At 44.3% G+C, this 12,481-nt stretch carries 12 protein-coding genes; 5 read left to right on the forward strand and 7 right to left on the reverse strand.

Going from position 1 to position 12,481, the window contains the following annotated elements; all coding sequences use genetic code 11:
- Positions 1–247 precede the first annotated feature (247 nt).
- Positions 248–2,875 (forward strand): MGH1-like glycoside hydrolase domain-containing protein, encoded by a 2,628-nt coding sequence (locus HUW51_RS15060; protein ID WP_185270460.1) that lies wholly within the window; start codon positions 248–250, stop codon positions 2,873–2,875.
- Between the two features lie 210 nt (positions 2,876–3,085).
- Here HUW51_RS15060 and HUW51_RS15065 read toward each other — a convergent pair whose 3' ends face one another.
- The 7 genes from HUW51_RS15065 to HUW51_RS15095 all read right to left on the reverse strand — a co-directional run bounded on the left by HUW51_RS15065 (position 3,086) and on the right by HUW51_RS15095 (position 7,443).
- Entirely contained in the window at positions 3,086–4,030 is a 945-nt protein-coding gene (locus tag HUW51_RS15065; protein WP_185270461.1) for a DinB family protein, read from the reverse strand.
- A gap of 39 nt (positions 4,031–4,069) precedes the next feature.
- Positions 4,070–4,477: a VOC family protein gene (locus HUW51_RS15070; protein ID WP_228466661.1), complete on the reverse strand. Its 408-nt coding sequence runs from the start codon at positions 4,475–4,477 to the stop codon at positions 4,070–4,072.
- 34 nt (positions 4,478–4,511) lie between these two features.
- Positions 4,512–4,736 (reverse strand): hypothetical protein, encoded by a 225-nt coding sequence (locus tag HUW51_RS15075; RefSeq protein ID WP_185270463.1) that lies wholly within the window; start codon positions 4,734–4,736, stop codon positions 4,512–4,514.
- A gap of 68 nt (positions 4,737–4,804) precedes the next feature.
- On the reverse strand, positions 4,805–5,212 hold the full coding sequence (locus HUW51_RS15080; protein WP_185270464.1) for a DoxX family protein: 408 nt from the start codon (positions 5,210–5,212) through the stop codon (positions 4,805–4,807).
- Positions 5,213–5,617: 405 nt separating this feature from the next.
- Positions 5,618–6,049, reverse strand: a complete 432-nt coding sequence (locus HUW51_RS15085; protein WP_185270465.1) for a VOC family protein — start codon at positions 6,047–6,049, stop codon at positions 5,618–5,620.
- 241 nt (positions 6,050–6,290) lie between these two features.
- Positions 6,291–6,833, reverse strand: a complete 543-nt coding sequence (locus tag HUW51_RS15090) for an SRPBCC family protein (protein ID WP_228466663.1) — start codon at positions 6,831–6,833, stop codon at positions 6,291–6,293.
- A gap of 166 nt (positions 6,834–6,999) precedes the next feature.
- Positions 7,000–7,443, reverse strand: coding sequence for an SRPBCC family protein (locus HUW51_RS15095; RefSeq protein ID WP_185270466.1), 444 nt, complete (start codon positions 7,441–7,443; stop codon positions 7,000–7,002).
- A gap of 274 nt (positions 7,444–7,717) precedes the next feature.
- Here HUW51_RS15095 and HUW51_RS15100 point away from each other — a divergent pair, with 274 nt between their 5' ends.
- The 4 genes from HUW51_RS15100 (at position 7,718) to HUW51_RS15115 (ending at position 12,388) form a co-directional block, all read left to right on the forward strand.
- On the forward strand, positions 7,718–8,698 hold the full coding sequence (locus HUW51_RS15100) for a GlxA family transcriptional regulator (protein WP_185270467.1): 981 nt from the start codon (positions 7,718–7,720) through the stop codon (positions 8,696–8,698).
- A 139-nt stretch (positions 8,699–8,837) separates the two neighbouring features.
- Positions 8,838–9,920: a Gfo/Idh/MocA family protein gene (locus HUW51_RS15105; RefSeq protein WP_185270468.1), complete on the forward strand. Its 1,083-nt coding sequence runs from the start codon at positions 8,838–8,840 to the stop codon at positions 9,918–9,920.
- A gap of 741 nt (positions 9,921–10,661) precedes the next feature.
- Positions 10,662–11,816: a zinc-dependent alcohol dehydrogenase gene (locus HUW51_RS15110; RefSeq protein ID WP_185270469.1), complete on the forward strand. Its 1,155-nt coding sequence runs from the start codon at positions 10,662–10,664 to the stop codon at positions 11,814–11,816.
- Positions 11,817–11,827: 11 nt separating this feature from the next.
- Positions 11,828–12,388 carry a hypothetical protein gene (locus HUW51_RS15115; protein WP_228466665.1) on the forward strand — a complete coding sequence of 187 codons (561 nt, stop codon included), beginning with the start codon at positions 11,828–11,830 and terminating at the stop codon, positions 12,386–12,388.
- Positions 12,389–12,481: the final 93 nt, after the last annotated feature.

Below are 12,481 nucleotides of genomic sequence, written 5' to 3' on the forward strand. Positions count from 1 at the left end.
TGCTTAGGTTGCTAAATTTCTTTGAGCCTGCTCCTTAATTGTCCTACCAGGTTTACTAATTCCGGATAAAAAATCCGGTCGGTTTATAAGGCTTTTCTGTTGCGGGAAGTTAATTTTTTAAAATTTTCATTTTCCGGAATAATCGTGGCACTATAATCCAGAATATAATTTTTCGCGTAAATCACGTCTTATAGCCAACAATAAATTAGATTATTTCTTTACTTTGGGCCGACGCTAGCAAAAATGCATGGAAACTAACGAATACGAACGGTTAGAACAATCGTCGAATAATAGAAACTGGAAAAGCTGGGGACCGTACCTATCCGAGCGGCAATGGGGCACTGTTCGCGAAGATTATAGCCCTAACGGCGATGCCTGGAATTTTGTGTCGCATGATTTAGCCCGCAGCAATGCCTACCGCTGGGGCGAAGAAGGAATTGCCGGTTTTTGCGACCATAAGCAGATTTTATGTTTAGCCCCAGCCTTCTGGAACGGGCAAGACCCGATTTTAAAAGAACGCCTGTTTGGTCTGACTAACGGCCAGGGCAACCACGGCGAAGACGTAAAAGAAATTTACTTCCACCTGGATTCGTCGCCGACGCATTCGTACTGCAAGTATTTATATAAATACCCGCAAACCGCTTTTCCTTACGACGATTTAGTTGAAAAAAATAAACGCGACCGCTGGCAACCCGAATTTGAACTACTGGACACTGATGCTTTTAAAGATAACCGGTATTTTGATATTGTAATTGAATACGCCAAAGCCGATACGCACGATATTTTAATGCAGATAACGGTGCACAACCGGAGCAAAGAAGCCGCTCCCATTCACGTGTTGCCGCATCTGTGGTTCCGGAATTACTGGAAACACAGCCCCGAATATCCCCGGCCAACAATCACAGCCTTATCGCCGGATTGTTTAAAAGCTACTTCCAGCCGCAACGGCGCTTATTTTTTATACCACGAGCTGGAAAGCGAACAACTTTTCTGTGAAAACGAAACCAACAACGAGCGCATTTACCGGTCGGGCAACCCTACGCCATTCGTAAAAGATGGCATCAACGATTACATCGTTAAACAAAAAGCGAGCGTAAACCCCGAAAAGCAAGGTACCAAGGCCGCCATTTGGCTGCAGGCTGTAATCCCGGGCGAATCTTTTAAAATTTTTAAAATCAGGCTGGTTCGAAATCGGGTAATTGACCCCTGGACCAACTTTAACCGCTTGTTTGAGCGCCGGCGCGCCGAAACGGATACGTTTTACCGCGAATTTATATTGCCCGAAAAAATGCCGACCGAACAGCAGAATATCGTCCGGAAGGCTTTTGGCGGCTTACTCTGGACCAAGCAGTTTTATTATTTTGATGTTTACCGCTGGCTCAATGGCGAGTTAAAAGATAAAGCCCCCTTCCGCACCGATAAAAGAAATTCCGGTTGGCAACATTTAACCAACCGCAACATTATTTCGATGCCCGATAAATGGGAATACCCGTGGTACGCCGCCTGGGATTTAGCATTTCATGCTACTACGTTTGCGCACATCGATCCTAACTTTGCCAAGCACCAGTTACTGCTGATGCTCCGGGAATATTATATGCACCCCAATGGCCAGATTCCATCTTACGAATGGAATTTTAGCGATGTAAATCCGCCGGTGCATGCCTGGGGCGTGTGGCAGGTGTACGATATCGATCAGAAAAAAACGGGGGTGCCGGATTTAGATTTCCTGGAACGGGCTTTTCAAAAATTGCTGATGAACTTTACGTGGTGGGTAAACCGCAAAGACGTGAACGGCAACGATGTTTTTGAAGGTGGTTTCCTGGGCCTGGATAATATTGGAGTGTTTGACCGTAACAGTTTGCCCCCGGGCATTAAAAGTTTAGAACAAGCCGATGCTACCAGTTGGATGGCCATGTTTTCGCTGAATATGTTGCGCATGTCGCTGGAGTTGGCCAAACGCAACCCGGCCTATGAAGAATCGGCGGCCAAGTTTTTCCGGCATTTTTTAAGTATTGGTTGGGCCATGGATAATATTGGCGAACGCAATATTTCGCTCTGGGACGACGAAGATAATTTTTACTACGATGCCGTGCAGTTAGATAACGGCAAAAGCGAGCGTTTAAAAATCCGTTCTTTGGTGGGGGTAATTCCGTTGCTGGCCGTGGAGGTTATTAACAGCAAAATCTTTAACCAAATGACCGAGTTTAAGCGCCGGGCGGTAGGCATTATCCGAACCCGCCCGGACCTGGCGCAACTGATTTCGCACATCGAAGTGCAAAATGGCAATGGGTATCATTTGTTCTCGATCATGCGGGGCTTCCGGTTAGAAAACGTTTTAAAACGGCTGTTGGACGAGGCCGAGTTTTTGTCGAACTACGGTATCCGCTCTTTATCAAAATACCACGAGCAAAATCCGTATATGTTTAATTCGCAAGGGCGCCAGCATTCCATTCAGTACGAGCCCGGCGAAAGTACCAGTTCCATGTTCGGGGGTAATTCTAACTGGCGGGGCCCTATCTGGTTTCCTTTAAATTATTTGATTATTCAGAGTTTGCGAAAGTATTATAAATACTACGGCAAAGAATATATTTATGAATTCCCGACAGGTTCCGGCAACAAATTAAATTTACAGCAAATTGCCCGCGAATTAACTAATCGCTTGCTGCACCTTTTCGAGAAAGATGCGAACGGCAAGGTGCATTACCACTCTAACCACGAAGTGTACACCAGCGACCCTCATTTTAAAGATCACCACTTTTTTTATGAGTTTTTCAACGGCGATACCGGGCAAGGCTTAGGCGCCTCGCACCAAACCGGCTGGACTGCGGCCATAGCCAACCTGCTCCTGGAAATGGCCGAAGATGAGGAAGATTAAATTACAAAAATTTTAAAAAGCCGGCTGCGAGTAGATTACGTGCAGCCGGCTTTTTGTTATCTGCGTAAAGTAGCTGGGCTTGCTAAAAGCGAATCTTATAAAATGGGGGTTTATTTTAAATCATTAATAAATTAAATACCCAAATGGCAGTTGTTTATGCTTCGGTAAGGTTAATAGTGGGCAATAACTTATGGGGATGTAACGGGCTGGTTAAACAGGTTCTTTGGCCAAAGCCCAGTGGATTTTTTTCAGTTGGTTAATGTGCCGCTGGGTATGGTAAATAACAAAGTAAACTGCTTCGAGGCGGGTTAAATAGCCGTAAACCGGTATTTTAAAGGCCAGACAAGTTTTACTTAAATCTAAGGATACAATGGCTTTGCTGATTAATTGCTGAACTTCCTGAAATGACTGGAGCAATTCTTCTTTCTGGAAAACGCGGTTTTGGGGCCACACCGAATCAGCCGCTTCTATTTTTAGGTTAACATTTAAAAAATCAGCTTTCATTCGGTTAATAAGTTCATCGGGTGGGCGGTTGGTTTCGGTTGCGGGGCCGGTAAGTATTTCTACAAAACCCATGTTCGAGATAATTAAATGCTCAGCTACCTGGCCGGCAGTCCAGCTACTGGTAAAAGGCACCTGGTTTATTACATCATCTTCAAAAGCGGCGAATTGCTGCTGTAGCGTTAAAGCCGTTTCGTTAAAAGTACTGATAGCTTCCTGAGCAACGGCATGGGCAGAGCTTTCGGGATTAAACTTGGTTTTTACCAGGCAAAGCATTTCATCGTCGTTCAAGTAAATTTCTACGCAGGGTTTGTTTGTATCGCACCGCGGGTCGGCTACCAAATTTTCAAAAATACTTTTTATGGTGTGGGTTTTGGTGCGCCACTCTGATACCCTTATGGCCAGGTAATCGCCTTGCTCCATCAGGTATTTGTTTAAGCCATATGGTTCCGGATTATCTTGGGGTTGCAGGGGGGCGGCTGCCACGTATACCATACCCGCCGGCGTGCATTGGCTGATGCCGTAATATGGCCTGCTAGGATCAACGGGTAACATACTGATTAATTTATCGAAAGCGGCTTCGATGTGGTTCGGAAAAGTTTCTACCGGAAAGCCGTACAATGTTAAGTTCTGGTCTAATTTATAAATTTCCATTTTTTAAATTTTTTGTCTATCAAATAGCTTTAGCTATAGTTAAGCTTGCTTCTCTTGTAATACCGACAATATATTGCTCGCCGGATCTTTAAACCAGGCCACATCTACCTGAGGGTTGCGTGAGATGTGGTTTTCATCTGTACCATAGGCGGGATTCTGGTAGTTTTCAAAAATTACGTTCCGGCTTTTTAGCTCCCGCACAGCTTCATCGATGTTATTTACCCGAAAGTTAAGAATGGTAAAAGTGGCGGGTTCGTGGTTAGGCTTCGGGTAAATTAAAACCGAGGTGCTTTCGGCGAGGTGCAGGTGTAACAAGCCCATAACCTTATCTTCGGTAACTTCTAATTGTAAAACCTGGCTGTAAAACTGTTTGGCTTTTTCCAGATCGTCCACGGAAAAACTGCTGAATGCTGGCGTGTTTTTAAACATAGAAATTGCTTTAATCACAAAGGTTATAATAGGATGTAAGTCATCGAAATTTTTAAAAATCGTCGGGCAACACCTCGGCTTCGTAGCCAAATTCGCCTAAAAGTTTTATCAGGCAGCTAGCCCGGATAAACTCGTGGGTGCTGGCTACCCGCAAAATTTTGTCGCAATCTTCCAGGTCGAAGTTAGCCCGGTAGCCTTGGAAAGCCTGGTGAATGTGATCAACCAGAATAACCGCATGATCCCGGTCTTGCACGTTGGTTTTAAACACTTCTACCATACACAATGCTTTGCTGCTGTTGATTAATTAGTTTAGTAGCGAAATAGAAATAAAAGCAAAAAGATAAATTAGTTGCCAGATAAACTCATTTGCGGAAGGTTTTCGGAATCGCGGGCTTTTTGCAGCTTGTGGTAATACCCATAGGAGCCGGCTACCAACAAAATAGGAAGCAGAATGGGTAACCAGTTGGCGGGGGCGTCGCCGCGGCTGAAATGCGAATACATGGCTCCCACTAAATCGAATATTAAGCCGGCGTAGGCCCATTCTTTCAGGCGCGGGTAGCCCGGAATAAGAATCGCAAAAATGCCCAGCAACTTCGCTACGCCCAAAAAAGGAACCAAGTAAGCCGGATAACCCAAACGGGTAACGTAATCAACGGCTTCCTGCGCCGAGATGGCATCGAAAATAGAACCAAAGCCCAACAGGGCGGCTACCAAACCGGTAAAAATCCAGTAAATTATTTTAGTCTTTTTCATGAGTTTTAAAATTTTTGGATGATTTATGTTTAATAAGTTAATAGCGGGAAATACCCCCCGAATGAGTGCAGCCGGAATGGTTATTTTTTAAATTTTTAAATTTTAACTGGTTTATTTTGGCCCTAAGCGTTTGATAAATAAGGTTTATTGCTGCTTGTATTTGCTGAAAACCTAAGGTAAAGATAGGCCAAACCTGGTGCTGGAACGGGGGTAAATTACGACAGAAAAAGGGGATTTTACGACAATCATTAGCCTGGCTCTACAACCAAGTATAAGTCATTTGGTGGGGTCAGTCGGGCTTTGTTTTGCCTGAGAAATAAAATAATTCTTAAAGGATAAGCTGCGTGGCGGCAATTTTAATTAGCGGCGGCAACTCAGGAATTTTAAAATTAAAAAATGGCTGCCTTAAGCCGGAATGTTAGGGTCGTAGCTAATCATCCATTGTACGCCATACGGATCGGTGAGCATGCCAAAATAGGCGCCCCAAAACTCTTTGTGCATCGGCATGGTTGCTTGTCCGCCCGCCGAAAGGGCTTGAAACAAGCGATCGGCTTCGGCTTCGCTGTCCGGACTAAGCGATAACTGAAAATTAGTGCCGGGTTTAAATGAGTGGCCCATAGCTTCCAGGGCATCGGTCGCCATTAAAATATTATTTGGCCCGATGGGCAAAGCAATGTGCATGATTTTTTCCTGGTCTTCGGCTGAAAGGTGGGTGCCCTGACCGGTGTCTTTAAACCGGATTAAGTTAGCAAACTCGCCACCAAATACCGATTTGTAAAAGTTAAAAGCCGCTTCGGCGGTACCGTTAAAGTTGAGATACGGATTTAGTTTTACCATAAACCAAAAATTAAAAATTTTAAAAAATAGTCAGTTAAATAGTTTAAACCGAAGGTGTAGAATGGCTGCCAACGCCGATTTGGGTTTTTGAATGGCCTTATGTTACCGGAAGATACGCGCAAACTTTGTAATTATCGGTAACCGGCTACGGGTATTGTTGCTTGTATTAAAAACTGTAAAGTTTCTGAGGATATAAATTTAGTTAAGCTTTTGCTTTAAAAGCCAGGTAAATACGCAATCTTTAGTTTTTAGAAACGGGAGTTTGTTCCAGTACGCTTTTCAGGGCGTTTAAACTAACTTCTAAATCTTTACCCAGCAGGCCATCCATAAATAAATGCATTAAATTAAACGGGTACGGATTGCCGCCGGCCATGCCCCAGGTAACTTTGGTTTGGTTTGGCGAGAGCGCTTCGGTGGTAAAGGGGGCTTGCGCCACGCTTGCAAACGGCCGGATAAAGCGCACTTCTACTTCCAACTTTTCGCCTTCGGTAATGGCTTTAATTTCCTGCTCGCCTTCACCGGCTTTGTCGTTGCCGTTCCAGGCGTAAACAAAGCCTACGGTGCCATCGGTACCGCGGTAGTCTTTTTGCATGTTGGGGTCAGCCCGTACCCATTTACTGTAGTTTTCCTGATTTTTTAAATGTTTAATGTACCCGAATACTTCTGCTTTGGGTTTGTTAATGGTTATTTCGCGTTTAATAAAATATTGCTTTCGCACAAACAAAGCCGCTATTAACAAAAACACAACCACCGCTACTATTCCGGTTAAGATATTTACCAGCATTTTTATTTTAGTTTGGGATAGATAAATCGGTTAAATTTAAAAATTTCTGCATTTACTTTTCTAAAATTCAGGAAGTAAGCGCCAGCCGCAAGGCAGTTGTTTTTACTACCGGTTTAATGAAAAAAACACTTTAAATAAACTGGTAGAATATACCAGATCCGTAGGTTTAGTTTTCAGCTAATTCTTTAATTTTTTGAAAAGCCCGGTTCCAGGAGGCCTGCATCATTTCTAAATATTCTGCGCCCATATCGGCTTCTACCTCTAAGCGGGTGCGGCCATTCAAATCCACGAGACGGTATATTTCGCGGCCACCTTTTACCGCTTCAGCTTCCGGACTAGAATAATCTTCCTGGCCGTTGTTTACAATGCCCTGGTACACCAGCGAGAGCAGTTGATGGGGTTGGTTGGCAATTATTTTGGCGACAATGCCGCACTCCGTTTTATCTTTAAATAAGGCTTTGCTTCCTTCCTGCCAATCGGTTTCGGCGTAAGTGCCTTCCATAAATTCGGCGTACCACTGGCGGTTATATTCGTCCTGGGTTAATACTTGCCATACTTTTTCGGTAGGGGCGTTTAATTCAATAACATCTTTTAATACTTGCGTTTCCATCGTTTTTAGTTTTTAGTTTATAAATAGATTAGGAATAAATTTAAAAATCAGGTAGTTATATTGGTAGATGTAAAATAAACTATCGGCATCACTAAGACTAAAATTTAAAAATTTTAAATTTTTACTGCTTTCTTGTTATTACAAACTTACAGCGAAGTTTTGCCAAATAGGGGGTACATTTCCGACATAAAACAGGGTAAATTGCGACAATTTTCTTTTGCTTTACTAATTTCTTTAGTAAATTCGGGCTGCACCTAATTACCTGTTTACCACTATGAAACACATATCTATCCTGGTTCCCAAAGGCGCTATTCTGGGCAGCATCGAAGGCCCGCGCCAAGTATTTACCGAAGTAAATAAGCTATTAAAGAGTATGGGCAAACCGGCCTTATTTCAGGTGCAATTAGTGGGTTTGGTAAAGGAAGTTCCGGCGGCCGGCGGCATCTACACGGTTTATACCGATGTATTGGCTCCCGATGTTAAAAAGACTGATTTAATAATTATTCCGGCGCTGGATGGCGATATGGTAAAAACACTGGAAACTAACCGGGAATTTATACCTTGGGTGGTGCAGCAATACCAAAATGGGGCCGAAGTAGGTAGTTTATGCGTGGGCGCGTTTTTGCTGGCTTCTACGGGTTTGGTAAACGGCCGGAAATGCGCCACGCACTGGATGGCGGCCAAAGATTTCCGGAAAATGTTTCCGGAAGTAAACCTGGTAGAAGATAAAATTATTACCGACGAGCAAGGCATTTACTCTAGCGGCGGCGCTTTTTCTTACCTGAATCTAATTTTATACCTTATCGAAAAATACGTGGGCCGCGACATTGCCGTATTTATGTCCAAAGCCTTCCAGATTGATATTGAACGGAAAAGCCAATCGCCGTTTGTGATTTTTAACGGCCAAAAAGACCACGAAGACGAGGTAATTAAAAAAGCTCAGGAAATTATCGAAAACAGCGTAACCGAAAAAATTACCGTAGACCAGCTCGCCGATACCCTGGCCCTGAGCCGCCGCAACCTGGAACGCCGGTTTAAAAAAGCGACTGCCAACACCGTAGTAGAATACATCCAGCGGGTAAAAATGGAAGCCGCCAAAATGAGCTTAGAAACCTCGCGCGAAAACGTAAACGAAGTAATGTACAACGTAGGCTACTCCGACCCCAAAGCTTTCCGGGATACTTTTAAAAAAATCACCGGCCTCTCACCGGTACAATACCGCAGCAAATACAACCGGGAGTTGGTGGCGGCTTAAGGTTAATCAGGTTTCTTGTTTAATAAGTTAAATAATAGAAGCCGGAAATGTAAAACACTGAAAAGCAAATGGCCGGATTTTTAAAATTATGGCTCATTTGTTTTTAGTACCTTGACGTTATAAGAGAAAAATTTAAAAAATGACTGAACATAAAGCTTTACAGGTTTTAGTTGTGGGTTGCGGCAACATGGGCACCTCGCACGCTTTTGCTTACCACATGCTGGATGGTTTCGAAATTTGCGGCATTGTTTCTACGGGCAAGAGCAAAGAAGTTTTAAATCAAAAACTAGGAGGCGGTTATCCTTTATTCTCGGATTACCCCCAAGCCTTAGCCGCTACCCAACCGGACGCAGTTTGCATTTCTACTTACCCCGATACCCACGAACAATTTGCTATTCAGGCATTGGAACAAGGCTGCCACGTGTTCCTGGAGAAACCCATTGCCGATTCGGTAGCGGGAGCGGAACGCGTAGCGGCCGCCGCCGAAAAAGCCGGTAAAAAAGTAGTGGTAGGTTATATTCTGCGGCACCATCCGTCCTGGATTCAGTTTGTAGCGCTAGCGGGGCAGTTAGGAAAACCTTTGGTAATGCGCATGAATTTAAATCAGCAAAGCCACGGTGCCGCCTGGGCCGTTCACCGTAACTTAATGAAAAGCTTAAGCCCTATCGTGGATTGCGGCGTGCATTACATTGACGTGATGTGCCAGATGACCCGTTCGAAACCGGTGCAAGTAAGCGCCATTGGCGCCCGCTTAACCGAGGATATACCCGTAGGAAATTACAATTACGGCCAGTTACAGATTCGTTTTGAAGATGGTTCGGTAGGTTGGTACGAAGCCGGTTGGGGACCTATGATCAGCGAAACGGCATTTTTTGTGAAAGACGTAATTGGGCCCAAAGGGGCTGTATCCATTGTAGCCAAAGATGCCGGCAGTACTGGCAAGTCCGACTCGGTGGAGGCGCACACCAAAACCGAATGGCTGCGGTTTCACCGCGCCGAGTTAAACGCGAACGAAGAACTGGCGCGGGAAGACGAATGGATTAGCATGGAAGACGAACCCGACCACCAGGAATTGTGTAACCGTGAGCAATTGTATTTTCTAAAAGCCATCCGCGAAAACCTGGATTTAACCGACCACGTGGCTGACGCGGTAAACAGCCTGCGCATTGCCTTTGCCTGCGACGAGTCGGTGCGGACGGGCCAGGTAGTGTCTTTACAATAAGGCAAATTAAACCGGGCAAAAATTTAAAAAATGGCGAGATGGGAATGTGGTTTTGCTCGCAACGAGTATCAGAAATCGTAAAATTTTAAAAATTCCTGTTTCTATATTGGTGTAAGCTGGCATTGAAAATTAATAAAAGTTCGAGATAAGTATTTACTAATTCAAACAGCCAATACAAGTACTTATAATAGCCTGAAAACCTCGTTTTACGTCAATTCCCCATTCTATTCTTGTCATCCCGGAGGGATCTAACCAGTAGGTAATTGATTAGATTCCTTCGGAATGACAAAAATGGAAATAGATAGCTTTCTTCTTTGCGTTATTCCTTAGCGTAAACTCCCGTTAAACTTAGCCAAAAGTATTTCCCGGAATTTCTACATTCCAGAAATGCCTCTTCTTATCAAATCTCCAGGAAAAAGAACCAATGTAATTTTTCCGGTAACCCATTGTTTTTAAAAATGCTATATGCATTGAGTTCGGCAAATAGTTTTACAAAAGATTTTGCAGTTAAAATAACTCCCACGGAACTCATATTTTCAGAATATTAGGTATTCAAAATAAGAAATTTTAAAAACAATAGGTATAAATACGTATTTCGGAAGGATTGAAGCACCGGCTGAAACTTTAAAAACCAAGACTAGTACTGTATAAAACTGTTCCGCAACCAGGAACAATTTCAGAGTTTATCTGAATGTTTGAAGTTGTACGATAAGTATTAGTTAACCAGAAAAACGAAGTTTTATGCTAGCAATGGATTATCGCGGACCCAAAAGGGTTCGTGTCACTCAAAAGCCCATGCCCGAAATAAAGCATCCCGAAGATGCCATTATTCGGGTTACCCGTTCTTGTATTTGCGGGTCGGATTTGCATTTATATAACGGCAACGTGCCGGATACCCGCGTAGGCACTACCTTCGGCCACGAATTTGTGGGAATAGTAGAAGAAATTGGGTCGGAAGTAACTAAGTTAAAAGTAGGGGACCACGTGCTGGTGCCGTTTAACATTGCCTGCGGTCGTTGTCATTTCTGTAAGCAAGGTTTATTTGGTAATTGCCACGAGTCTAACCCCATGGCTACAGCCGTTGGCGGTATTTTTGGTTATTCGCATACGGCCGGTGGTTTCAACGGGGGCCAGGCCGAATACGTGCGCGTTCCTTACGCCAACGTGAGTCCTACGGTTATACCCGAAGGCATGCATATTGAAGATGCTGTGATGCTTACCGACGTAGTACCCACTGGTTACCAGGCCGCCGAAATGGGCGGTATTCAGCCGGGCGATACGGTAGTGGTGTTCGGGGCCGGACCGGTGGGCATTATGGCGGCAAAATGTTCCTGGCTGTTTGGGGCGGGTCGTGTTATTATCATCGACCACGTAGAATACCGGCTGGAGTTTGCCCGCAATTACGCGCAGTGCGAAGCTTATAATTTCCGGGAAATGGAAGACCCCGTGGTATTTATTAAAAAAACCACCGATTGGATGGGAGCCGACGTGGTAATTGATGCCGTAGGGGCCGAAGCTGCCGGTAATACCATGCAAACCATTACGGGGCGTAAAACCTTATTGCAGGCCGGTTCGGCTACAGCTTTACACTGGGCTATTAACTCAGTTAAAAAAGGCGGTATTGTTTCGATTGTGGGAGTTTACGGACCTACCGATAACCTGGTGCCGATTGGTAACGTGCTGAATAAAGGGCTAACCATCCGGGCGAACCAGGCTTCGGTAAAACGGTTGCTACCGCGCTTAATCGAGCACGTGCAAAACGGCATTATCAACCCGAAAGCTTTAATTACGCACCGCATTCCGCTGGAAGAAGTGGCCGATGGCTACCGTTTATTCTCGGCTAAACTGGATAATTGCATTAAACCGGTTCTTATTCCCCCATCTGCCCGTATGTAAATTTTAAAATTATGGAAAATTTAAAAAAAGATTACTCGCATATAAAAGGTTGGGGCATTGATGCCGATCCGCAAAACGACCCCACTTACCCCATGAAACCGCACCGCACCGATGCAGAACAAGCGGGCTATAGCTGGGAACGCCCCACCCAACAACCCGTAGACGTAGAAGTGCTGCATTCCATTGAACGCCCGAACGTATCAGCGGTATTTGGTACTGCTTCGCCACCTTCGGGTTTAAGCGGTATGATTCGTCGATTTGCCTTTCGTTACAGCGAAAACAGCTACCTGCATTGGTTGCCGCTTATCTTGGCCGATCGGGTAAACGTAGTAGAAGGCGTAATTGATGATTTTAAAAATGGCCACGTACCCAATATTTTCGTCGAAAAAGGCTACAAAGCCGAATGGAAACACGATAAAGTTGGCTTGATCACTAAATTTGCCGTAGCCGCCGCCGTAGTAGCGGGCGTAGTAGTTTTACTCAGAGGCAAAGACGACGACCATGACTACGATGATTACGATCAATTAACGCCGTATAATGATCGCGATGATTATGATACCTACGATTCGTAAATAATAACATAGAGGTATAAACTAAAAAAACCGACGGAGCTTAATCCGTCGGTTTTTTAGTTTATAGCTGGTAATTAATTTATTTAAAAAAAA

The organism is Adhaeribacter swui (assembly GCF_014217805.1).
GTDB classification, from domain to species: Bacteria; Bacteroidota; Bacteroidia; order Cytophagales; family Hymenobacteraceae; genus Adhaeribacter; species Adhaeribacter swui.